At 68.9% G+C, this 21,989-nt stretch carries 22 protein-coding genes; 11 read left to right on the plus strand and 11 right to left on the minus strand.

Annotated features, from left to right (window positions below):
- Positions 1-51: 51 nt before the first annotated feature.
- On the minus strand, positions 52-1,464 hold the full coding sequence (locus tag J2Z79_RS10865; protein ID WP_209466908.1) for a methyl-accepting chemotaxis protein: 1,413 nt from the start codon (positions 1,462-1,464) through the stop codon (positions 52-54).
- Between the two features lie 316 nt (positions 1,465-1,780).
- On the opposite strand from J2Z79_RS10865, the gene J2Z79_RS18920 reads away from it, so the two are divergent.
- Positions 1,781-2,134: a LysM peptidoglycan-binding domain-containing protein gene (locus J2Z79_RS18920; RefSeq protein WP_209466909.1), complete on the plus strand. Its 354-nt coding sequence runs from the start codon at positions 1,781-1,783 to the stop codon at positions 2,132-2,134.
- 61 nt (positions 2,135-2,195) lie between these two features.
- Here J2Z79_RS18920 and acs read toward each other — a convergent pair whose 3' ends face one another.
- Both acs and J2Z79_RS10880 read right to left on the minus strand, forming a co-directional pair.
- Positions 2,196-4,160 (minus strand): acetate--CoA ligase, encoded by a 1,965-nt coding sequence (acs, locus tag J2Z79_RS10875; RefSeq protein WP_209466910.1) that lies wholly within the window; start codon positions 4,158-4,160, stop codon positions 2,196-2,198.
- 419 nt (positions 4,161-4,579) lie between these two features.
- Positions 4,580-5,263 carry an MltG/YceG/YrrL family protein gene (locus J2Z79_RS10880; protein ID WP_209466911.1) on the minus strand — a complete coding sequence of 228 codons (684 nt, stop codon included), beginning with the start codon at positions 5,261-5,263 and terminating at the stop codon, positions 4,580-4,582.
- A gap of 117 nt (positions 5,264-5,380) precedes the next feature.
- Between J2Z79_RS10880 and J2Z79_RS10885 the strand changes: the two genes are divergently transcribed.
- The 5 genes from J2Z79_RS10885 to J2Z79_RS10905 all read left to right on the plus strand — a co-directional run bounded on the left by J2Z79_RS10885 (position 5,381) and on the right by J2Z79_RS10905 (position 8,064).
- Complete coding sequence (locus J2Z79_RS10885; RefSeq protein WP_209466912.1) at positions 5,381-5,794, plus strand: acyl-CoA thioesterase; 414 nt, start codon at positions 5,381-5,383, stop codon at positions 5,792-5,794.
- 158 nt (positions 5,795-5,952) lie between these two features.
- Complete coding sequence (locus tag J2Z79_RS19170) at positions 5,953-6,777, plus strand: M23 family metallopeptidase (protein WP_209466913.1); 825 nt, start codon at positions 5,953-5,955, stop codon at positions 6,775-6,777.
- A 4-nt stretch (positions 6,778-6,781) separates the two neighbouring features.
- A complete protein-coding gene (locus J2Z79_RS10895) occupies positions 6,782-7,477 on the plus strand; it encodes a spermine/spermidine synthase domain-containing protein (protein WP_209466914.1) in 696 nt (231 codons plus the stop codon).
- 39 nt (positions 7,478-7,516) lie between these two features.
- Positions 7,517-7,681, plus strand: coding sequence for a hypothetical protein (locus tag J2Z79_RS10900; protein ID WP_209466915.1), 165 nt, complete (start codon positions 7,517-7,519; stop codon positions 7,679-7,681).
- The gene (locus J2Z79_RS10905; RefSeq protein ID WP_209466916.1) at positions 7,675-8,064 is read left to right on the plus strand and encodes a type II toxin-antitoxin system death-on-curing family toxin; all 390 of its coding nucleotides are present in this window, start codon (positions 7,675-7,677) and stop codon (positions 8,062-8,064) included. The genes J2Z79_RS10900 and J2Z79_RS10905 overlap by 7 nt, the downstream gene beginning before the upstream one ends.
- A 46-nt stretch (positions 8,065-8,110) precedes the next feature.
- Here the strand turns inward: J2Z79_RS10905 and J2Z79_RS10910 are convergent, their stop codons facing one another.
- The 3 genes from J2Z79_RS10910 to J2Z79_RS10920 are packed head-to-tail and all read right to left on the minus strand — an operon-like array spanning position 8,111 to position 10,675.
- Positions 8,111-8,872, minus strand: a complete 762-nt coding sequence (locus J2Z79_RS10910; protein WP_209466917.1) for an ABC transporter permease — start codon at positions 8,870-8,872, stop codon at positions 8,111-8,113.
- On the minus strand, positions 8,865-9,674 hold the full coding sequence (locus J2Z79_RS10915; protein ID WP_209466918.1) for an ABC transporter ATP-binding protein: 810 nt from the start codon (positions 9,672-9,674) through the stop codon (positions 8,865-8,867). Before J2Z79_RS10915 ends, J2Z79_RS10910 begins: the two co-directional genes overlap by 8 nt.
- Positions 9,671-10,675, minus strand: coding sequence for an ABC transporter substrate-binding protein (locus J2Z79_RS10920; RefSeq protein WP_209466919.1), 1,005 nt, complete (start codon positions 10,673-10,675; stop codon positions 9,671-9,673). Before J2Z79_RS10920 ends, J2Z79_RS10915 begins: the two co-directional genes overlap by 4 nt.
- A 123-nt stretch (positions 10,676-10,798) precedes the next feature.
- On the opposite strand from J2Z79_RS10920, the gene J2Z79_RS10925 reads away from it, so the two are divergent.
- The gene (locus tag J2Z79_RS10925; protein WP_209466920.1) at positions 10,799-12,178 is read left to right on the plus strand and encodes an MATE family efflux transporter; all 1,380 of its coding nucleotides are present in this window, start codon (positions 10,799-10,801) and stop codon (positions 12,176-12,178) included.
- Positions 12,179-12,287: 109 nt separating this feature from the next.
- Here the strand turns inward: J2Z79_RS10925 and J2Z79_RS10930 are convergent, their stop codons facing one another.
- Positions 12,288-13,019 carry a hypothetical protein gene (locus J2Z79_RS10930; RefSeq protein ID WP_209466921.1) on the minus strand — a complete coding sequence of 244 codons (732 nt, stop codon included), beginning with the start codon at positions 13,017-13,019 and terminating at the stop codon, positions 12,288-12,290.
- 94 nt (positions 13,020-13,113) lie between these two features.
- Entirely contained in the window at positions 13,114-13,944 is an 831-nt protein-coding gene (locus tag J2Z79_RS10935) for a divergent polysaccharide deacetylase family protein (protein ID WP_209466922.1), read from the minus strand.
- A 211-nt stretch (positions 13,945-14,155) separates the two neighbouring features.
- Between J2Z79_RS10935 and J2Z79_RS10940 the strand changes: the two genes are divergently transcribed.
- Positions 14,156-14,620 (plus strand): hypothetical protein, encoded by a 465-nt coding sequence (locus J2Z79_RS10940; RefSeq protein WP_209466923.1) that lies wholly within the window; start codon positions 14,156-14,158, stop codon positions 14,618-14,620.
- 189 nt (positions 14,621-14,809) lie between these two features.
- Entirely contained in the window at positions 14,810-15,328 is a 519-nt protein-coding gene (locus J2Z79_RS10945; RefSeq protein ID WP_209466924.1) for a hypothetical protein, read from the plus strand.
- Between the two features lie 7 nt (positions 15,329-15,335).
- Here J2Z79_RS10945 and J2Z79_RS10950 read toward each other — a convergent pair whose 3' ends face one another.
- Positions 15,336-15,815, minus strand: coding sequence for a flavin reductase family protein (locus J2Z79_RS10950; protein WP_209466925.1), 480 nt, complete (start codon positions 15,813-15,815; stop codon positions 15,336-15,338).
- A gap of 181 nt (positions 15,816-15,996) precedes the next feature.
- Here J2Z79_RS10950 and J2Z79_RS10955 point away from each other — a divergent pair, with 181 nt between their 5' ends.
- Positions 15,997-16,743, plus strand: coding sequence for a Dps family protein (locus J2Z79_RS10955; RefSeq protein ID WP_342589467.1), 747 nt, complete (start codon positions 15,997-15,999; stop codon positions 16,741-16,743).
- A gap of 345 nt (positions 16,744-17,088) precedes the next feature.
- On the opposite strand, the gene gerQ is transcribed toward J2Z79_RS10955, so the two are convergent.
- Positions 17,089-17,424: a spore coat protein GerQ gene (gerQ, locus tag J2Z79_RS10960; protein ID WP_209466926.1), complete on the minus strand. Its 336-nt coding sequence runs from the start codon at positions 17,422-17,424 to the stop codon at positions 17,089-17,091.
- A gap of 109 nt (positions 17,425-17,533) precedes the next feature.
- The gene (locus J2Z79_RS10965) at positions 17,534-17,938 is read right to left on the minus strand and encodes a cell wall hydrolase (protein WP_209466927.1); all 405 of its coding nucleotides are present in this window, start codon (positions 17,936-17,938) and stop codon (positions 17,534-17,536) included.
- Positions 17,939-18,289: 351 nt separating this feature from the next.
- Between J2Z79_RS10965 and J2Z79_RS10970 the strand changes: the two genes are divergently transcribed.
- Complete coding sequence (locus tag J2Z79_RS10970; protein ID WP_209466928.1) at positions 18,290-20,341, plus strand: thioredoxin domain-containing protein; 2,052 nt, start codon at positions 18,290-18,292, stop codon at positions 20,339-20,341.
- Positions 20,342-21,989: the final 1,648 nt, after the last annotated feature.

A 21,989-nucleotide genomic window follows, 5' to 3' on the forward strand; every position in this document is an offset into this window, starting at 1 on the left:
CTCCTGGTAAGACGTTCCTGGGCAGGCCTTCGTTCCCGTGCGGGGGCCGGGCTATTCGGCCGGCCACGCCTGCCGGCACTCGGCGAGCAGCGCCAGGATCTCCTGCGACAGCGTGATCACCCGCTTGACCTCGCCGGCCGCCTCCTCGCGCTTCCCGCGGTTCCACAGCTCGACGGCGCGCCGGGCGACGGCGTGCAGTTCCGAGTGCGGCCGCTCCAGGGCGACGAAGGCCTGGATCGAGCCGCCCTTGGCGCGGTTGGCGTCGTACCACCGGCCGAGGCGGCAGCTGTGGTGGTCGCCGAGGTCCTCGACGGAGATCTCCTCGCGCTCCAGCAGCATCTCGTGCAGGCGCTGGACCCAGAGGACGTGGTCACCCCGGGCGGCGGTCAGCAGCTCGATGTCCGACAGGTTGATCCTGAACTGCTCAGTGAGCGACCGGGTGTTGCGCAGAGCCGCCTGCAGGTCCGAGACCATCACGGCCAGCTCCGCCGTGGCCGACTGCACCTTGTTCATGGCGCCGGCGATCTGGTTCACGCTCGTGGCCGCCTGCTGCACCGCCTTGGACTCCTCCTCGGCCGCCTTCGCGATGTCGGCCATGGGGGCGGTGCTCTCCGCCACCGACTTGCGGATGGTCTCCAGGGCCTCCTGGCCCTGCCTGGCCAGGCCGATGTTGTCGGCGATCTGCCGGGCCAGCTGGTCGGTGGCCTCGTACACGGCGTTGGCGCCCTGCCGGAGCGTGGAGATCTGCTCCTGCACGTCCCGGATCGCGCTGTGCGAGCGCTCGGCCAGGCGGCGCACCTCCTGGGCGACCACGGCGAAGCCCCTGCCCTGGTCGCCGGCCCGCGCGGCCTCGATGGCGGCGTTCAGCGCCAGCAGGTTGGTCTGCCCCGAGATGTCCTCGATGAGCTCCAGCACCTGGTGGATCGGCTCCACCGTGCTCAGCAGCCGGTTGACGTTGTCCTGCAGGCAGCTCATCCCCTCGGCGATCGCGCTCATCCCGTCCAGGGCTCCGCGGACGTGCGCGACGCCGGCCTCCGCCTGCCTGATGGTCTCGTTGGCCGTGGAGACCGCCGCGTCGGACGATGCGGCCACCTCCTCCACGGACGCGGCCAGCTCCTCCGCCAGCGCCGCCACCTGGTTGACCTCCGTGGCCTGCGCCCGGGTGGCCTCCACCAGCTCGCTGGCCGCCAGCAGCGGCCGGGCCCCCTGCTCGATGGCGGTGGCCGCGGAAGCGGCCAGGTTGGCCATCGTGCGCTCCAGTTTCTGAATCGCCTGCAGCATGCCGTCCCTGATCTCCGCCGGCACCGCGGCAGCCTCTGTGCGCGCCTGAACCAGGTCGCCCCGGGCCAGGCAGTCGAGCGTGCGGCTGACGGCCTCCCAATCCGGCCCTTCGGCGGCCGGCGCGTCCGCAGCGGCCTGCGGCGCCCCTTCGGCCTCGGTTGGGGCCGGCTCTGGCTGCTCCATCACCCCAGTGCCTCGGGTCCTCCAAAACACTCGCCACACCCCTCTTCCAGGTAGATCTCCGTAACCTATATTTCGATGCCCAAATAACTAGGCATCCGCAGGTTCAACGTATTGTGATTTCGGGGTGAGGTCAAGCACACCAATTGCTCATTGCGATTCGGGGAAGATCGGGTCTGCCGGGGGCGTGACGGACAGCCCTGTCGGCCGGCGGAGCCGGGGTGACGGACCCTGCAGTCGAGTGATCGGAACAATGGCCGACCCGTCGCAGGCTACATAACGTAGAGTGGAAGCGAGATCCGTACAGGAGGTGTGACCGGTGGCCCAGTGCCCACCCGGATCCTTTGCATACAGAGTGCGACCGGGCGACGACTTCTGGCGGCTTGCGCAGCGGTTCGGCACGACGCCGGCCGCCATCGCTCGGGCGAACCCGGGCGTCAGCTCCTGGGGGCTTCGGATCGGCCAGCCGCTCTGCATCCCGGGCCGCACGCCCTGGACTCCCCCACGGCAGCCCTGCCCCTGGGGCTGGGAACCGTATCAGATCCAGCCGGGCGACACCCTGGGGGCGATTGCGTGGACCCGGCGGACCAGCGTGGCCAACCTGCTGCGCGTGAACCGGGTCGATCCGAACAACCTGCGTATCGGGCAGATCATCTGCGTTCCCAGGGCGTGATGCGCCCGGGCGCGCAGCAGCGGGACGGCACGCCGTCCCGCTGCACTGCTTGCTTCGGCTTCTAGCCCGCCTCCTTGGCCTCGTACTGCTCCCGCAGCTGGGCCACCACCGCGGGGTCGGCCAGGGTGGTCGTGTCGCCCAGGGCCCGCCCCTCCGCGATGTCGCGCAGGAGCCGCCGCATGATCTTCCCCGACCGGGTCTTGGGGAGGTCGGCGGTGAAGTAGATCTCCTCCGGCCTGGCCAGGGCGCCGATCTTCGTCGCCACGTGCTGCTTCAGCTCGTCGGCGAGGTCGGGCGTGCCGCGCCGGCCCTCCTTCAGCGTGACGAAGGCGGCGATGGCCTGCCCCTTCACGGCGTGGGTGCGGCCGATGACCGCCGCCTCGGCGACCATCGGGTGGTCGACCAGCGCCGACTCCACCTCCATGGTGCCGATGCGGTGGCCGGATACGTTGATGACGTCGTCGACCCGGCCGATGATCCAGAAGTAGCCCTCGTCATCCCACTTGGCACCGTCGCCGGTGAAGTACGTGCTCTCGCCGAACTTCGCGAAGTAGGTGGCGGTATACCGGGCGGGGTCGCCCCAGACGGTGCGCAGCATCGCCGGCCACGGCGACGTGACCACCAGGTAGCCGCCGGAGCCCTGCGGGACCTTCTCGCCCTTCTCGTTGACGATGGCCATCTCAATGCCGGGGAACGGCCGCGTGGCGGAGCCCGGCTTGGTCTCGGTGACGCCCGGCAGCGGCGTGCACATGATCGCGCCGGTCTCGGTCTGCCACCAGGTGTCCACGATGGGGCACCGCTCCCGGCCGATGTTCTTGTGGTACCACATCCACGCCTCGGGGTTGATGGGCTCGCCCACCGTCCCCAGCAGGCGCAGCGAGGAGAGGTCGTACTTGGCGGGCCAGCCCTCGCCCCAGCGCATGAAGGAGCGGATGGCCGTCGGCGCCGTGTAGAAGATGTTGACCCGGTACTTTTCGACGATCTCCCAGAACCGCCCCCGGTCGGGATAGTCGGGGGCGCCCTCGTACATCAGCGTGGTGGCGCCGTTGGCCAGCGGGCCGTAGACCACGTAGGAGTGGCCGGTGATCCAGCCGATGTCGGCGGTACACCAGTAGACGTCGCTATCCTTCAGGTCGAACACATACTTCGTGGTGGCCGCGACCTGCGTCAGGTAGCCGCCGGTGGTGTGCAGCACGCCCTTCGGCTTCCCGGTGGAACCCGAGGTGTAGAGGATGAACAGCGGGTCCTCGGCGTCCATCTCTTCCACCGGACAGGTGAGCGGAGCGTTGCGCATGAGCGTGTGGTACCAGGCGTCGCGCCCCGGGTGCCACCCGTGCTCCACCAGCGACTCGTGGCCGATGCGCTTGACGACGACGACCTTCTCCACGCTCGGGCAGTCGACGATGGCCTCGTTGACGATCTGCTTCATGCGGATGATGTTGCCGCGCCGCCACCCGCCGTCGGCGGTGATCACGACCTTCGAGCGGCTGTCGTTGATCCGGTCGCGCAGCGACTCGGCGGAGAAGCCGCCGAAGACCACGGAGTGGATGGCCCCGATGCGGGTACAGGCCAGCATCGCCACCGCGGCCTCGGGGATCATCGGCAGGTAGATGGTGACCCGGTCGCCCTTGCCGACACCCATCTGCCGGAGGACGTTGGCGAAGCGGCAGACCTCCCGGTGCAGGTCCAGGTACGTGAGCACCCGCTCCTCACCCGGCTCCCCCTCCCAGATGATGGCCGCCTTCGTGCGGGTGGGGGTCTCCAGGTGGCGGTCCAGGCAGTTGTAGGCGACGTTCAGCTTACCCCCCACGAACCACTGGGCGAACGGCGGGTTCCACTCCAGCACCCGGTCCCAGCGCTTGAACCAGTGGAGCCGCTCCGCCTGGGCGGCCCAGAAACCCTCGCGATCCCTCGCGGCCTGCTCGTAGAGGCTGTTGTCTGACACGTTCGCCGCCGCCGCGAACGCCGGCGGCGGCGCGAACCGCCTGTCCTCCTGGAGCAGCGCCTCAAACTGCTTCGTATCCATCGTTCCGAACCCTCCCCCCAGTGTTCCGGTACGACTTTAGCATAATTCTTCGTACTTTATGCACTTTCCTCTAAGTTCTTGCAGTAACAAGAGGTTTGTGCGCCGCGGAACCGGTGCCCGTCCGCGGACGTCAGACGAGCCAGTCCATCCATTCCCTTCCAGAGGACACCGCCCGGGGGGTACAGTTCTGGCGAAAGCCACCCGCGCTGAGGGAACTCCGTCGACCTTCATCGTTGCGGAGAGCGCACCCGGCTGCTCGTCGCGGTCACGGGGGGCGAGGCCGACGACCAGAGCACGCGCTTTGAGCGGCCTGCGACCACCCCGTGAGCGGCCGTCAGCCCAGCGGTCCCTGCACAACGCCGAGAGCCTGTACCCCTTGCCCCGGGGTACAGGCTCTCACCGATCATGACGCGCATCCGTCACTGGATGAGCATATTGACGATCTCGATGGGCAGGGCGCCCTTCGGGATGACGAAGGTGCCGGCCTGCAGCCGCGTCTCCACGCCCAGCTCGGCCACGACGGTGAGGAAGTCCCGCTCGTCCTCGATGAGCTCGGCCTCCTTCAGGAGGGCGGCGATGTCCTGGGAGCTGGATCCCGGCTCCACCGTCACCGTGACCTCGGCAGGCTCGTCCTCAGGCGGCGCCTCGGGGGGCTCGGGCGGCTCCTCCCCCGCACCGGACTGACCGGGCTCGGGCTCGCCCTGCGGCGGCTGCTCCGGCCCGGGGCCCGTGGTGCCCGGATCCTGCTGCCCGGGCCCCTGCACCACCGAGGGATCCTGCTCCCCGCCGGGGGGCTGGGGCGCCTGCCCGCCGCCGAAGTGGGGCAGGAGCAAGGCGGCAACCAGGAGTCCGGCCCCGAAGCCCACCGCCAGACCGCGGTGGAAGCGCCGGTCGCTGCCCGGAAGGAACCACGGCCTGTGCTCGGGGATCTTGATCAGCTCTTCATCGTACTGGACGGGACTGGTGAGAATATCCCATGCTTCCTGCACGGTGGCTTCGCGGGGGATGCGGGCGGCCTTGTCCACCCGCCGCCGCGGCACCGGCCCGCCCCAGATGCCCAGCAAGACGAGCAGCACGCCGACACCCAACAGGAACCAGATCACTGGAAAGCCCCCCTGTCCGCTTTCGGTGCTTGACTTCTTGGTTGTAATCGGTTCAGGCAGGACATGTCAACTGCGGGATGGAACTCATCCGGGACAGCCAGTAGGGAGGGTTCATCGGTGGAGGGGTTCCGGTTCACGTTCGAACAGCAGGTTGTGTTCCGCGACATTGACATGCTCGGGCACGTCAACAACGCCGTGTACGCGACCTACTTCGAAACGGCCCGGGTGGAATATCTCCATAACCTGACGGCTGACCTCGAGACCCTGGTGACGTTCATCCTCGCGGAGATCACCATCACCTACAAGTCGCCCGCATACCTGCGGGAGCGGCTGGTGATCGGCCTGCGCGTCACCGAGATCGGCAATTCGAGCATGGTCTTCGAAGGCCGGATCGTCGAGAAGGAGACCGGGCGCCTGGTGGCCACCAGCCGCGCCGTCCTCGTCCATTTCGACTACAAGAACCAGCGGCCGGTTCCCGTGCCCGCGGAGTTGCGGGCGCGCATCGGCCGCTTCGAAGGGCGGGAGTTCTGACGATGTACCGGCATGCCGCAGGGCTGCCGCTTACCGCACTTCTGATCGCCGCGCTGGCCTTTGCCGGCTGCTCCCCAAGGGACGCCGCCCCCGGATCGACGGACGCTCCACAACGTCTGGAGGATTCGACGGTTCAGGTGCCCGTCCCTGCGGAGGTTGTGGAAATCCCAGCGAATCCCCCTGTGGTGACGCTGGAGCCCCGGCAGGTGCTGCGGGGCGACTTCGCCGTGCTGCGGGTCGACCAGCCGCTGCCGGGGGAGCCGCAGCTCCACGTGGGGGGCCTCTCCGAGCAGCCGAAGCTCTTCCTGCTTGACCGGCAGCCCACCGCGCTCATCGGCTTCCCCGCGGCGGCCCCGCTGGGCGCGTATCCCGTGCGCCTCACCTGGGACGGCGGCGAGTGGGAGGGCAGCATCGAGGTGGTCTACAAGGAGTTCACCGTCGACCGCCTCGAGGTGACCGAGGAGCAGGAGGAGGTTTACTACGATCCCCGGCAGGCGGAGCAGTGGGAGCGGCTCTACCGGCTCCGCTCCACCAGCGAGCCGGAGCCGCTGTGGCGGGACGTGTTCCGGCCCCCGCTGGACGGCGAGCTGCGGGTGACGACCTACTTCGGCGAGATCCGGGTCGTCAACGGCGTGGAGACGGGCCGGCACAGCGGGATGGACTTCGGCGCCCCGACGGGCACCCCGATCTACGCGCCGGCCCGGGGCAAGGTCATCCTGGCCGAGGAGTTCATCGTCTCCGGCCGGACCATCGTCATCGACCACGGCCTCAACCTCTTCACGGCATACTACCACTGTGAGGAGATCCACGTGGCGCCGGGCGACTGGGTGGAGGCCGGCCAGCGGATCGGGCTGGTGGGCTCAACCGGGTTCTCCACGGGCCCGCACCTGCACTGGACCGCCACCGTGGGCAACACACCGGTGGACCCCTGGCCGCTCACCCAGGGGCGGGTGGCCGACCTGTTCACCAGGAGCAAGGAGTGACGTCTTGTACGAAAGACCCAGCGTGATCGAGCGGGCGGTGACCCCTCGGGGCGAGATCCAGCTGCAGCGCCGCGGGGAGCACTACGAGGTGATCTCCAACGGCTGCTTCCTGATGGCCACCTACAACGGCGAGTCCGAGCGGGCGCTGGTCGACCTCGCCCTGCGGCGGCACCCCGGGATCCGGCGGGTCCTGGTGGGTGGGCTCGGCGTGGGCTACACGCTGCGGGCCGCGCTGGACGCCCCCGGCGTGGAGCGGGTGACCGTGGTGGAGATCGAGCCGAAGGTGGTCGAGTGGAACCGTGGACCGCTGGCGGAGGTGAACGGCCGCGCCCTGGAGGATCCCCGGACGCGCCTCGTCGTGGATGACCTCGCCCGCTTCCTCCTGGGTCGGCCCGAGCCGTACGACCTCGTGGCCCTGGATACCGACAACGGCCCGGAGTGGACCGTCTTCGCCGGGAACCAGCGGCTCTGGAGCCCCGAGGGGCTCGAACGGCTGAACCGCTGGCTGGCCCCCGGCGGCGTGCTGGCCTTCTGGTCGGCCAACCCCGCACCGGCGTTCGAGGCCCTGCTGCGGCGCCGCTACCGGGAGGTGGCGGCCTGCGCCGTCGGCGCGGCGCTCTCCGACATCGACGACGTGGTCTACCTGGCCCGCGGGCCGGCCGGACCGGCAGACCTTGAGGCACCCGAGCCATCGTGCTAGCATGGTAGTGGAGTGACCCGAGGGGAGGGGGATACCACCGTGAAGGAGCTGCCTGAACGGCCCCCGGCGCCAGGGGAGACGCCGCCGCAGGGGCTGGGGGAGGCGTCGTCGGCCCGTCCGGCCACCGACGAGGAGGTGGAAGCGGCCGTGGAGGCGTTCTTTGCCCGGTACCGCCGGGCGCTCGAACGGCTGGGGACATGCTGATCTACCTGACCACCGACCACCTGATCGCGCTGCACAGGCGCGTGATCGCCGAGACCGGCGGCCCGCCCGGGGTGCGGGAGCTCGGCGGCGTCCAGTCGGCCCTCGCCAGACCGTTCGCATCCTACGGGGGCCAGGCGCTGTACCCGACCCTCGAGGAGAAGGCCGCCGCGCTGGCGGAGGGGATCTCCCGCAACCACCCCTTCGTCGACGGCAACAAGCGCATGGCCATCGCCGCCGGATGCCTCTTCCTCATGCTCAACGGGCGCGAGATCACCGCCACGGAGCAGGAACTGGAGCACACCGCCTGGGCGCTGGCGGTCCGGGAGATCGAACTGGCCGACCTGGCCGAGTGGTTCCGCAGTCACAGCAAGGCCGTGGAATGAGAAGGCGGCTGCCGCCCATCCCGGGCGGCAGCCGCCTGTGTCGCCGTCACGCGCCGAGCTCGTACCCGAACCGCCGGCGCACCGCCCGCTCGGCCCGGCTGAAGCAGGCCCGGTCCACCAGCACCCCCACGGCCAGGATCACCACGATCACCGCCATCACCTGCGCCGCGTCGCCCAGGTCGCGCCCCATGGCCAGCAGGTGGCCGAAGCCGAGGTTCAGGAAGAGCAGTTCGGCGGCCATCAGAGAGCGCCAGGCGAACGACCAGCCCAGCCGCATCCCCGTCAGCAGGGAGGGCAGTGCGGCCGGCAGCACGACCCGGCTGTAGAGCTGCCACCCCCGTGCGCCCATGGTGGCCGCCGCCCGGACGTAGCCCGGCGGGATGTTCCGCACCCCCGACTCGGTGGCGGCGGCGATGGCGAAGAGGGCGCCGGAGACGGTCACGAAGAGCAGCGCGCCCTCGTTCCACCCGATCCAGAGGACGGCCAGCGGGTACCAGCAGATCGACGGCATCGACTGCAGGCCCTGCACCACCGGCCCCAGCAGGTCGCTGACGGTGCGGCTGCGGGCCATGCAGAGGCCGAGCAGGAGGCCGCCGGACGCCGAGAGGGCGAAGCCCAGGCCGATGCGCTTCAGCGTGTGCAGGAGGGCCACCGCCAGCTCCCGGGTGGCAAGCAGCCGCCAGAGGGTGAGGAGCACGTCCTCGGGCCAGGGGAAGACGTAGCGGGGCCACGCCCCCGTCCAGGCCGCCCCCTGCCAGAGCAGCAGCAGCAGCGCCGCCGAGACGGCCGCAGCCTGCCACCTAGCCATCGGTGAGCTCCTCCTCCACCGCGGCCTCCGCGTCGCTGCGCAGGTCGCGCACGAGGAATGTGCGGATCTCCATCAGGTGCGGATCGTCCGCCGTGCGGGGCCGGGGGCGGTGAATCGGCACCTCCCGCTTGATCGTGCCGGGCCGGAAGGAGAGCACTGCCACTCGGTCACCGAGCCGGATCGCTTCAGACACGTTGTGCGTCACAAAAATGATGGTCTGCCCCGTCCGTGCCCAGATGCGCTGAAGCTCCTCGTGCATGATGTTGCGCGTCTGCGCATCGAGGGCGGCGAAGGGTTCATCCATCAGCAGCAGCTTCGGCTCCAGGGCCAGGGCCCGGGCGATGGCGACCCGCTGCCGCATGCCGCCGGAGAGCTCATGGATGTACGCATCAGCAAAACGGGCGAGCCGCACCAGTTCCAGGGCCGCCATGGCCCGCTCACGCCGCTCGTCCCGGGGGATCTTCTGCAGGCTCAGCCCGAACTCGACATTGCCGAGGGCGGTCAGCCAGGGAAACAGCGCCCCGTCCTGGAAGACAACTACCCGGTCCGGACCGGGTCCTGCGACGGGCTCCCCTTCCACCAGCACCTCGCCCGCATCGGGCGTCTCCAGCCCGGCGATGATGTTGAAGAGGGTGGACTTCCCACACCCTGAGGGGCCGAGGAGGCAGAGGAACTCCCCTCTGCGCACGTTCAGGCTCACCCGGTCCAGCACCTTGATCCGCCCGCGGCGGGTCTCGAAATGCTTCGTAACCGAGCACAGGGACAGCTCTGGCTGCACCGGCTGGACAGCCGGGTATCTCATGGAGCCACCTCCTGGAGCAGGGTCAGGTCATACAGGGAGGAGAGATCCGGCCGGCGAGCCCCCAGCAGCCCGGCTGCGAAGGCGCGGTCGGCCTGTTCGGCAACAGCGTCCGCCATCGGGTCGCTGGTGAAATCGATGCGGCCCCAGGCCGCGGCCATCAGTTCGTCGCTCAGGGGCCGGCCCTGCAGGTCGGCCAGCGCCGCCTGCACCCTGTCCCGGGTCCCGTCGGGGTCCCGCTCGAGCTCCTGCGTGATCGCCACGTGGGCCTCCAGGAACCGCCTGACGACGTCGGGGTGCCGGCTGAGGAAGTCCGGCCGGACCACCAGGAGCGTGGTCGGCACGACGCCCCCGGCCCACAGGTCCCGCTCGTCGATGGCCAGCACGCCGCCCGCCTCCAGGATGAGCCGGCTTCCCCAGGGCTCGGCGACCCAGGCCCCGTCCAGCTCGCCCCGGCTGAAGAGGCTGAGGATCTCGGCGGGGGCCATCGGCGAGAGCGTCACGTCGCCGCCCCGCTCACGGGTGCGCCAGCCGTTCTGCGCGAGCAGGTGGCGCAGCGCCGCGTCCTGGGTGTTCCCGATGCCGGGCGTGGCCAGGCGGGTGCCGCGCAGGTCGCTCGGATCAACGCCCGGCCGCACCACGAAGACCGACCCGCCCGATGCCGCTCCGGCGATCACCCGCAGGGCTGCGCCGCCGGAGCGCAGGTAGCCGTTCAGTGCGGGCGCCGGGCCCAGGTACAGCAGGTCGACCTCGCCGGCAAACAGCGCCTGCAGTGCGGCGGAGCCGGCCGGGAAAAGGCGCCCGTTCACCTCGAGGCCGGTCAGGCGCGCGAAGGTCCCCTCGGCCACGCCGAGCACGGCCTGTGCGTGCGTGAGGTTGGGCATGTAACCGACGCGTACGGCCGCCGGTGGTGCCTCCGCCGGGGCCGGCCCCTCCCTCTCCCCCCGCGGCGCGCAGGCGCTCAACAGGAGGGCGGCCAGGAGCCACGCGATCCATCTGTGCATATGTCCCACTAGGCCCTCCCGGATGGCTGGACTTCTGTCTACTCCACTCTATGGATCGTAGCGGGGGATGGTTCTGTCCCCCCCTGCTTGCGGGCAGGCAGACATTGGCAAAGGAGGCACCCCATGCGTCAGGGTTCTCAGCGTGACTTCACGCAGGGCTCCATCCCCCGTCACATCCTCATGTTCTCGCTGCCACTGTTTGCCGGCAACTTGCTGCAGATGCTGTACAACGTGGTCGACTCCATCTGGGTGGGCCAGGTGATCGGCAAGCACGCCCTGGGCGCCGTGTCGGTCTCACAGCCGCTGATCTTTGCCCTGATCTCGCTGGTGGTCGGCCTGACCATGGCCACCACCACCCTCGTCGGCCAGTACCGGGGCGCCGGCAACGAGGAGATGGTGCGGCGCACCATCGGCACGTCGCTGACGCTGCTCGCCGTCCTGGGCGGCATCGTGGGGGTGCTCGGCGTCGCCCTGCGCTACCCGCTGCTCAACCTCATCTCCACGCCGGAGGAGATCATCCACGATTCCGCCGCGTACCTGGGCGTCTTCATGGGCGGCATCCTCGCCCTCTTCCTGTACAACACGCTGGGGGCGATCCTGCGGGGCCTCGGCGACGCCAACACCCCGCTTATCGCCCTGGCGATCGCCACGCTGCTCAACATCGTGCTGGACGGCATCTTCATCCTCGGGCTGGGGCCCGTGCCCCAGATGGGCGTGCCGGGCGTTGCCATCGCGACGGTCATCGCCCAGGGCGTCAGCGCCGTCTGGCTGGTCCGCTGGATCCTGCGCAAGACCGACCTGATCAGGCTGAACCGCGACTACTGGCGCGTGGACTGGGACCTGGCCGGGCGGATCTTCCGCATCGGCCTGCCCGCGGGCCTGCAGCAGGCGGTGGTCTCCTTCGGCATGGTGACGGTGACGGCGCTGATCAACAGCTTCGGCCCGGAGGTCGTGGCGGCGTTCGGCGCGGCGCAGCGCCTGGACCAGGCCGCCTTCCTCCCCTCCATGTCCATGGGCCTCGCCGTCACTTCCGTCGTGGCGCAGAACCTGGGCGCAGGCAAGCTGGACCGGGTGTCGTCGGCCGTCCGGTGGTGTGCGGGCCTCGGCGTGCTGATCACCGCGGTGGTGACCGCCGTGGCCGTGATCAGGCCGACCATCCTGATCGCGCTCTTCAACCGGGAGCCCGACGTGCTGGCGGCCGGCAGCCTCTACCTGCGCATCAACGGCTGGAGCTACATCTTCTTCGCCCTCGTCTTCGTGCTGGGCGGCGTGATGCGCGGGGCCGGCGACACGATGTCCACCCTGGTGCTCACCATCATCGGCCTGTGGGTCGTGCGGGTTCCGGCCGCCTACCTGCTGGCCGCCCGGATGGGGCCGGCAGGCATCTGGACCGGCATCCTGATCTCGGCCGTGGCCAGCTTCCTGCTCCACCTGGGCTACTACGCCACGGGGCGCTGGAAGCGCAGGGCCCTCGTGGGGGCTCCCGCCACGGAGCACAGCTAGCACGTAAAGGCGGCCCTCCCGATCGGCGGGAGGGCCGTGATGCGTCTGCGTATGTAGCCGGCCATGGCAGCGGCCCTCCCGGTCAGGGGGAGGGCCGTGGCGCGTGTGGTCAGGCGGCCAGGCGGGGCCGCACCTCGGTTTCGAACCGCTCGGTCAGGACGAACAGCAGGAGCGGCTCGCCGAAGAGCATGACGACGATCCAGCCCAGGAGCGGCACGGAGCCGATCAGGCCGAGCACGAGGCCGAAGACCAGCAGGATCACGCCGCCGATCAGCGCCTCGACGAACATCGAGCGCAGTACCCGGAAGCCGGTGCTCAGGGCATCGCCGACGCTGTAGCCGTCGTTGATGACGAGGTAGGCGGGATAGATGGAGAGCGTGACGGAGGCCACCGGCACCCAGACGAACCAGACGAGCCATCCGAGGATGGGGATGATCAGCAGGATGGCGCTGACGAGCATGATGACTGCAATGATGATGCCCAGGAGGATCATCTTGCCAAAGTACTGCCTGGCATAGGACCAGAAGGTGCTCAGGCTGACCTCCTCGCCGCGCCGGTACGCCACGACCGACCCGATGAGGCCGGCGTAGACCAGTCCGGCCGCCACGACGCCGAGAACCAGCGACGCGAGCGCGAATACGCTCATGCCCCCAAGCACGGCCAGGGTCGCCATGTCAGGGCCTCCGGCCAGGAGCGTGAGGATGCTGGGGCCCATCGTCGCCACGCCGAGGATGATCATGACCGCACCGCCGACCAGCTGGACGATCAACGCCCCGAGCCCCATCCACAGGAACTTCTGCCAGTCGTTGAAGAACCGCTGGAAGGTCTGTCCCAGGTTCACATCGTAGCCTCCCTTTCCGGGGATGGGAGCGCTGACCTCGCCCCCTCACCCTATGAGATTCAGGGAATCCCTTGAAAGGTTCTACCAGGATAGACTATTCTTCCTGCTGATGGCGCAGAAGTTCGGAAAGGGTAACCAGGCGGATGCCCCGGGCCTCCAGTTCGGGAAGCAGTTCGGCGAGCGCGGCGGCGGTGCCCTCGCGCCCCACCCCGACGTGGCCGATGCCGATGGCGGCCCCGTGGAGCTCAGCCCAGTCGGCCAGCGCGCGCAGCTGGGCCATCGCGGCCTCCTTGCCGCCCTCGTGGTCCAGGAAGAGCGACCGCTGCATGCACGGCACGCCCATGGCCACGGCCGTGCGGGGCACGACGGTGTTCTCGGTCGTCATGCTGTCCAGCACGTACTTGCCCTGGCGGCGGGCCACCTCGAGCACTGCCCGCACCACGCGCTCGTCCTGCGTGGCGACGGTACCCATGTGGTTGTTCATCCCCCGGGCCTCCGGCACCGCCGCCAGCCACTCGGAGACGAGGCGCTGGATCTCCTCATCGCTCTGCTGGCCGGAGATGGGCCGCCCCACGTACCACTCCGGGTTGACCTGCCCGGCGTCCATCGGCAGGTGCAGGATCACCTCGTGGCCGAGGGCGGACACCCGCCGGGCCAGGGCGCCGACGTCGGGCCGGTCGGGCAGCACGGCGAAGGTCAGCGGACGCCCCAGCGCGAGCAGCTCCTCCAGCCCTGCGGCGCCCGTGGTGAGGTCGTCGATCACGATGGCGAGGAGGGGCGCGTCGCCGGTGAACGGCCGGTCGTCACAGAACACGGACCCGTACGGGTGGTCCGGCCCCAGCGTCGCGACGGCCGCCGGTCCCGTGCGGACCGCCAGGGTGGCCGCAAACATGAACAGAATCCATGCGATCTGCGACCTGCGCACTTCCTCCCCCTCCCTCCACGGGAAGGATTATGCGCGGACGGGCCCGCTATGACTCCGGCGCCCCCCTCCCGCGGGGAAGCCGTTGCTTGCCATTCCATTCTTGATTGTGTACAATGGAGTACACGAGGATCGACTGCGCGCGCGACCTGGTGCCGGAGCGCCAGGTCTTCTTGTTCGCTCGCGGATTTCCGGGGAAGGGGGAGTGTGCCACATGAGCATCGGGTCCACCATGGTGTATCATCTGCCGGATGGCTGGACACTCAGGAAGGTGGCATCGACGATGGTGCGGGAATGGCTGCAGCCTTTCCGGGCCGAGCCGGCCACCAAGGCGACGCGCTGGGTGATCCAGTCTGTCATGGAAGAGGTGGACGAGGACCAGCCCCCGCTCTGGGAGCCGGGCATCTCGACGGAGGAGTACGAGCGGCGCCTGGACGAGGCCAACCTGCGCTGGTGCGTGCGCGCGACCGCCGGCCGGGGCAAGGGCACCATCCTCGCACGGTTCTCGATGTGCGACGACCGGCCCGACTCCTTCGAGGTGGCCTGCTCGACGGACCCCCTGCCCGCCGCGCTGTTCGACCCGGAGAAGGTCGACGAGTACCTGAAGGGCCGGCCGAACCGGGGCATGCAGGGGCTGATCGAGGCTCTGCTGAACGACAACGGGTTCGAGGCCGTCTAACCGGGCGCCGGCACGGTCGCTGCAGAAATCGGGGTATACACGCGCACGAAGACATCATGCGGGCCCGGTGCGGTGCACCGGGCCCGCTGGCGCGATCTTGATGATGGTGCCGGCATATCCTTGAGTGGTGCATGTCCACCGTGCGGCGCGCACAGGTGCATGCACCGGGGAACTGCCCAAGAGGGGGCGATGGTCCTGATCCAGCGAATCCTCGGCCCCGCGGCGTTTGCCTTCACCTTCTACTTCACCCACCCGGCCGTATGGGGACTCTCCTTGCCGGTGGCGGCCCTGCGCATGTGGCAGGGCTACCAGCCCGCCGCCCGGGGCGCCCCGTACGTGGTCGCGGAGTTGCTCGTGGAGGGCGGGCGGGTCCTGCAGCTGGCCCTGGTGCTGGCCATCGGCGGGGCCGTGTCCCTCCGCCAGATGGGGTCCAGTGCCACCTGGCTGAAGATCCTGCAGGGAGCCGGTCGCACGGACTTTCAGGAGTTCGTCTGGGAGCTCGTCGGCTACGCCCTGGTCGTCGGCCTGATGAACCTGGCGCTGGCCGCGCTGCTCCAGGAGACCCACGTAGCGGCGCTGCTGGCCCGGCTGGGCCTGGGTGCGCTCGATCCGCTGCGCGCTCGCCAGGCGCTGCTCCTCGGCCTCAAGAACCTGTTCGTCATCCCGACCAGCGTCATCATCCTGTTCCGCATGCTGCGGCTGGTCTGACCCCGGCCTAGCCGCCGTAGAACCAGCCGGTGTCCCACATCTCCAGCACCTTCGCGTCGGGGTCGTTCAGGTGGACCGCCACGACCTCCAGGACGAACACGGTGTGGTCGCCGCCGGGCACGCTCTGCACCACCTTCGCCTCGAAGGCGGCCGGAACGCCCGTGAGAAGCGGCGCTCCCGTCTCGCCGTCGGCGAAGGGCACGCCGTTCAGGGTGTTCCCCTCCAGCTTCGTCGGCCGGAAGAAGGTCTCCGCCAGGCCCTTCTGGTCGGCGCCGAGGATGTTGACCGCCACCGTCGCCCCCTTGCTGAGCAGGGCGTGCAGCCCGCTGTCGGCCTTGACGGCCATCATCACCAGCGGCGGGGTGAACGAGGCCTGGGAGAGCCAGTTCACCGTCGCGGCCGCAGCCTCCTCGCCGATCCGGGCGGTGGCCACGTACAGGCCGTATGTCAACTTCCGCAGGACCTGCTTCTTCACCTGGGCATCCATGATCTACCAACCTCCCACTCGCGATCACAGCCTTTATTAACATAGTCGTTATATAAGCTCGCTACGATACGGAAGCGGCGGTCCCCCCCTCTGCCACGCTGCCCATCTTCTTACAGCCATCAACCGCCGGCGATTCACCCAAACTAGGGCCGGAACGCATCTCGCACGAGGAGGGTACGCCGTGCCAGACAAGCTTCAGCTCCCCCATACTCCGGTCGGGCAGCTCACCGCCACCATGACCAACCTGGCCAACTTCCAGGGGCAGTTCAACCTGGACAAGTCCGGCTACAACCCGAGCATGCCCGGCCACGGGACCAGTCATGACATGGTCAACCGGCAGCAGCCCCGCACCGTCAAGCGAGTGGGTGCAGGCATCGGGCTGCCGTATGAGGTCCGGCTCGAGATGGCCCTGCAGCTCGACGACCACCTGTGCGCCCTCAACGTCGCCCTCCACCAGTACCAGAAACACCACTGGCTGACCGAGGGCGCCGAGGCGTTCATCAGCCTGCACCACCTGCTGGAGGAGCACATTGAGAAGACCGCCAAGCACATCGACGACATCGGCGAGCGCGTGGCCCGGCTGGGCGGCGTCCCCACGGCCCATCCGGTGACCCAGCACGAGCTCTCGTACATCAAGCACGAGGTGGAGGGCCGCCACTCGATCCGCGACTTCCTCCGCAACGACCTGGAGCACGAGCTGAAGATCCAGCAGATGCTCCGCAAGACGATCCGCCGCGCCCACGAACTGGGCGACTTCGGCACGGTGGAGGTGCTGGAGGACATCCTGGTCGAACGCGAGGATCTGGGCTACCACCTGTACAGCGTGCTGGAGGACGACACGCTGGTCCGGGGCATGATCCACCTGCTGGACGGCCAGAACGACATGGCGGGCAACCGCCCGATGCCCCCCGGCAGCAAGCTGCAGTAAAGGATCGCATCAAGGCTTCCAGCCGGTCCGGGATAGCCGCCGCAATCGGGCGTCAGCGGCAACGGCCCAAACGGCTGGGCAGGCTCTGGGCGCGGCCCGCAGGCTGCGCCCAGAGCCCGTTTCGTCACGGCGGGACGGGTGATGTGCGGAATCGATCCGCACATTTCAAGCGCAAGGTCTTGACCGCTGGCAACCCAGGAAGTATCATAGGGACAGATCGTTATGTTTGATTGTGCATAACGCTGGCAGCTGGCACCCCCTACCACCCCCGGGGGTGCCAGCTGTTCTGCTTCCGCGGTGCGGTCGATCGGCCGCCGCGGCCGGGAGCGGCCGCGGCGGGGAGGCTCAGAACGGACTCTGATAGAACTCCGGCGCGTAGTTCAGGGGCTCGTCGAAGGTCAGATAGTCGATGTTCACCATGAGGACCACGTAGCGCATCCCCGTCTGCGGGTCAGCGAGCACCACGTGATCCCGGGCCGCGTTCTCCACCACGCCCCTGAACACCTTGGCGGCCCACTCCGGGTTGTTGTCGTTGGTCGTGTAGATGGTGGCCACCTTGCCGCGGTTCAGCCGGAGGATGTTCTCGAGGTAGCTCTGCTCCTGCGGAAGCGGCACCGTGCCGCCGAACATCATCTCCGGCGGGCCCGGAGGCATCTTCATGAACTGCGCTGCTCCGGGCAAGCCCGGCCTCCCGAAGGGCATCCCCGGTTGCCCCATCATCTGCGGGGGGAAGGGGTATTGCCCCATTCCACCCATCGGCATCATCCCGCTCAGGACAGATCCTCCTCACCTAGGAAAAGACTCGTGGGCACTGTTGGACATCCGCCAGGTAGAAACAGTGGTTCTTGTACTGACCCACCAGCGGTCTGCCCCACCAGGAGGCGGGGCAGGGCTGTCCTTGTGGGTTGAAGAACCAGAGCGCGTACGTGGCCGGGTGTTGCCGTTCACCCCGGGCGTTCCGCTCGGCGAGGCGGATGTCGCGCTCACGGGCGCCCTGCCAGAAGTAGGGTTTGCACACCGCCTCGAACCCGGTTCGGCACTCCGTCGCCAAATCGCGGTTGATCAGGTCCCTGACCGAACGGAGCCCCTGGAACTCGCCGCAGTTGGCGTAGACGCGGTTGGTGATGACGCTGCCCACCATGAGCATGCCGAGGTCGCCCTCCCCCTCGGCTTCCGCCCGCATCAGCCGCGCCATCAGCTCCAGGTCCTGTCTGTTGGTCTTGATGCGGCCTATGGCATGCCCCTCCTCCCTCCGGGCGTGTGTATTATGGTATGCGGCCGGCCACGGGCCCGGTGACTGGCCCTGAGGAGGGACGGAGTTCTCTTGCCGCCATGGGCCTGAAGGGGGATGCTGCGGTGTGAACCAGGTCCCGACGGGGAGGGCGCTTGCCCCGGCGGGCCACCTGTCGACCGCCAACGGTGGTCCGAAGGCGCCGCATCACCGGCGGCGGATGGCGGCCTGGCACCGCGACAAAGAATAGAACCGATGAGCCCCGCCACATCCCCGGCTCTCCTGTTTCGTCTATAAGGTACCGAAACGAGGAGGGTGATCGCCCTGACCGCCAGGCCCAACCGCCTCATTCACGAGGCGTCCCCTTACCTCCAGCAGCACGCCCACAACCCCGTCGACTGGTACCCCTGGGGTTCGGAGGCACTGGAGCGCGCCAGGAAGGAAGATAAGCCGATCTTCCTCAGCATCGGGTACAGCAGCTGCCACTGGTGCCACGTGATGGAGAGGGAGTCGTTCGCCGACCCCGAGATCGCCGCCGTCATGAACCAGCACTTCGTCTGCATCAAGGTCGACCGGGAGGAGCGGCCGGACCTGGACGACATCTACCAGACGATCTGCCAGATGGTCACGCGCTCCGGCGGCTGGCCGCTCTCGGTCTGGCTCACCCCCGACCAGAAGCCCTTCTACGTGGGCACCTACTTCCCGCCCACGGAGCGGTACGGCCGGCCGGGCTTCCGGCAGGTGCTGATGGCGCTGGTGCGCGCCTGGCGGGAGAAGCGCAGCGAGGTGGAGCAGGTCGCGGCCCAGTGGGCGGACGGGATCGCCCGGAGCGACGCCCTGGACGTCGTGACCGGGGACCTCCCGGACCGGCAGCTCATCACCGACGCCGCCCGGGCCTTCGCGGCCCGCATCGACCCGCGGCACGGCGGCTTCGGCGGGGCGCCCAAGTTCCCCAACACCTTCGCCCTGGAGCTGATGCTGCGCCACTGGAAGGCCTCGGGCGACGGGCTCTACCTGAAGCTCGTCACGCTCACCCTGCGGAAGATGGCCGAGGGCGGCATCTACGACCAGCTGGGCGGCGGGTTCCACCGGTACTCCGTGGACGAGCGCTGGGCGGTGCCGCACTTCGAGAAGATGCTCTACGACAACGCCGTCCTGCCCCTCCTCTACATCGCGGCGTGGCAGGCCGCCGCCGAGCCCCGGTTCCGGCGGGTGGCGGAAGAGACGTTGGACTACGTGATCCGTGAGATGACCCACCCGGACGGCGGCTTCTACTCAGCCACCGACGCCGACTCCGAGGGCGAGGAGGGCAGGTTCTTCGTCTGGGACCGGCAGGAGATCGTCGCCGTGCTGGGGTCCGACCTGGGGGAGCTCATCTGCCGGCACTACGGCGTGACCGATCGGGGGAACTTCGAGCACAGCGGCAAGACGGTGCTCCACATCGCCGAGCCGCCCGAGGCGCTGGCGCAGGCCCTGAACCTGCCGCTGCAGGAGGTCGAGGCGCGGCTGGCCGAGGGGCGGCGCCGGCTGCTGGAAGCCCGGGAGAAGCGGGTGCCGCCGTTCCGGGACGAGAAGGTCCTGACGGCCTGGAACGGGCTGATGATCTCCGCCATGGCCCGGGCCGGGCGCAGCCTGCGGCGCCGGGAGTACACCGACGCGGCCCGCCGCGCCGCGGACTTCCTCCTCTCCCACCTCGCGGACGGCCGCGGCGGACTGCTGAGGCGCTACAAGGACGGCCAGGCCGGCATCCCCGGCTACCTGGAGGACTACGCCTGCCTGGCCGCCGGACTCATCGACCTGTATGAGGCCACGTTCGAAGAGCGCTACCTGAACGAGGCCATACGGCTGACGGAGGAGACCCTGAGGCGCTTCTACGACGGCTCGGGATCCTTCTACCTGACGCAGTCCGGGTCCGAACCGCTCATCCACCGGCCCCGGGACCTGATGGACGCCTCCGTTCCGGCAGGCTCCGCCGTTGCGGCCATGAACCTCCTGCGGCTGCAGCCCTACCGGGGGGACGACCGCTTCCGCACCACCGCCGAGGAGGCCTTCCGCCGCCACCGGGACCTGATGTCCCGGGCCCCCGGCGGAACGGCGACGATGCTGCAGGCCCTGGACTTCTACCTGAGCAGCCCCACCGAGGTCACGCTGGTGGGCGGCGCCCCGGAGGCATGGCTGGAGGCGCTGGGGCGCCGGTACGAGCCGAACCTGGTGCTGACCCGAGTTGACGCCCCGCGTGATGACGCGCCGATCTGGGCTGGCAAGGCAGCGGTGGGCGGTGCGCCCACGGCTTACGTCTGCCGCAACTTCGCCTGCTCTCCGCCGGCGACCACCTGGGAGGAGCTGGCACAATACCTCGGGAGTTGATCTGCGCCCAACCTGTGACCACCGCGCCTGCGGGAGCATAGACTCTAGTGGTGGGTCCTGCTGACGACCTGCAAAGGAGGTGGCCCGCATGCTCTACGGGTCCAAGTTCCCTTCCACCAAGGTCTCCGGATTCTCGAAGTTCGTGCCGAGCTACTACTTCAAAATGCTCCCGTGGGGATGGGGCAAGTACGGTATTTGACGAAATGACGGGGCTGGCCGGCGAGCAGACCGCTCTGCCGGGGCAGCCCCGATTCTGTTCCTGGCCGCCGGTGGTGCGCAGTGCGAGTCGAGGCCGGTGAGGCGCGTGCGGCACTCGCCACCGTTGCGATTCGGCTTCGGACCGGCCGGGCAAGTGAAACTCAGGCGGTTGCGAGGCTTCATGTAAGCGTCAGGCGGGGCGGGACGAAGTCAGTTCATGGCGACGGCTGCGATTCAGGTCCGAACCGACTGGGCCAACGTAACTCAGGTGGTTGCGAGGCTTCACGTCGCGTCGTCGGACAAGCAGGGCGGCATGTCGTGCGAGAGGCGGCCGCTGCGCTCAGTCGTGGCGAAGGCGGCGAGGTATGCTCCGCTGCGGGGCCTGTTGCGACTCGACCTGATCCGGCCGAGGCCACGTCGCGCTGGCGGCCGCCGGTTTTCGACTTGGCGCCGACGGTTGAAGTGCAAGTGTGGCGGTTGCGGAGGCTGTACGGATCGTCGGGAGGCGCATGCGGGCCGTGGGCCTACCTAGAAGCCTGGCACAGCGAGCAGAGGTCTCGGGCTTCGCCGGTCGGAGAGCCGACGTCGAGACGCGCCCTGCTCGGGTCTGTGCGGTTTCCGAACTGACAGCGCATAGAATGGCAGCAACTGCGCTCATTCGGGTCGACTTGGGATAGTCTCGCCGCGGCCCGGTCCCACCGGCGGCCTCCGGTTTTCGACTTGGCGCCGACGGTTGAAGTGCAAGTCTAGCGGTTGCGGAGGCTGCGCCGATCGTCCGGAGGCGCATGCGGGTCATGGGCATGCCTGGAAGCTGGCACAGCGAGCAGAGGTCTCGGGCGTCGTCGGTCGGAGAGCAGACGTCGAGACGCGCCCTGCTCGGGTCTGTGCGGTTTCCGAACTGACAGCGCATCGGATGGCAGTAACTGCGCTCAGTCGGGTTGACTTGGAACAGTCTCGCCGCGGGCCGGTCCCACCGGCGGCCGCCGGTTTTCGACATGGCGCCGACGGTTGAAGTGCAAGTGTGGCGGTTGCGGAGGCTGTACGGATCGTCGGGAGGCGCATGCGGGCCGTGGGCCTACCTAGAAGCCTGGCACAGCGAGCAGAGGTCTCGGGCTTCGCCGGTCGGAGAGCCGACGTCGAGACGCGCCCTGCTCGGGTCTGTGCGGTTTCCGAACTGACAGCGCATAGAATGGCAGCAACTGCGCTCATTCGGGTCGACTTGGAGCATTCTCGCCGCGGCCCGGTCCCACCGGCGGCCGCCGGTTTTCGACTTGGCGCCGACGATTGAAGTGCAAGTCTAGCGGTTACGGAGGCTGTACGGATCGTCTGGAGGCGCATGCGGGTCGTCTGGCCGTGGCCCGGTCCCACCGGCGGCCGCCGGTTTTCGACTTGGCGCCGACGATTGAAGTGCAAGTCTAGCGGTTACGGAGGCTGTACGGATCGTCTGGAG

The organism is Symbiobacterium terraclitae (assembly GCF_017874315.1).
GTDB classification, from domain to species: domain Bacteria; phylum Bacillota; class Sulfobacillia; order Symbiobacteriales; family Symbiobacteriaceae; genus Symbiobacterium; species Symbiobacterium terraclitae.

Coding starts and splice junctions, on each gene's coding strand:
- J2Z79_RS10865 (WP_209466908.1), bottom strand. CDS start 1,464: ATGGAGCAGCCAGAGCCGGCCCCAACCGAGGCCGAAGGGGCGCCGCAG.
- acs (WP_209466910.1), bottom strand. CDS start 4,160: ATGGATACGAAGCAGTTTGAGGCGCTGCTCCAGGAGGACAGGCGGTTC.
- J2Z79_RS10905 (WP_209466916.1), top strand. CDS start 7,675: ATGCTGATCTACCTGACCACCGACCACCTGATCGCGCTGCACAGGCGC.
- J2Z79_RS10910 (WP_209466917.1), bottom strand. CDS start 8,872: ATGGCTAGGTGGCAGGCTGCGGCCGTCTCGGCGGCGCTGCTGCTGCTG.
- J2Z79_RS10915 (WP_209466918.1), bottom strand. CDS start 9,674: ATGAGATACCCGGCTGTCCAGCCGGTGCAGCCAGAGCTGTCCCTGTGC.
- J2Z79_RS10920 (WP_209466919.1), bottom strand. CDS start 10,675: ATGCACAGATGGATCGCGTGGCTCCTGGCCGCCCTCCTGTTGAGCGCC.
- J2Z79_RS10925 (WP_209466920.1), top strand. CDS start 10,799: ATGCGTCAGGGTTCTCAGCGTGACTTCACGCAGGGCTCCATCCCCCGT.
- J2Z79_RS10940 (WP_209466923.1), top strand. CDS start 14,156: ATGAGCATCGGGTCCACCATGGTGTATCATCTGCCGGATGGCTGGACA.
- J2Z79_RS10945 (WP_209466924.1), top strand. CDS start 14,810: ATGGTCCTGATCCAGCGAATCCTCGGCCCCGCGGCGTTTGCCTTCACC.
- J2Z79_RS10950 (WP_209466925.1), bottom strand. CDS start 15,815: ATGGATGCCCAGGTGAAGAAGCAGGTCCTGCGGAAGTTGACATACGGC.
- J2Z79_RS10965 (WP_209466927.1), bottom strand. CDS start 17,938: ATGGCGCGGCTGATGCGGGCGGAAGCCGAGGGGGAGGGCGACCTCGGC.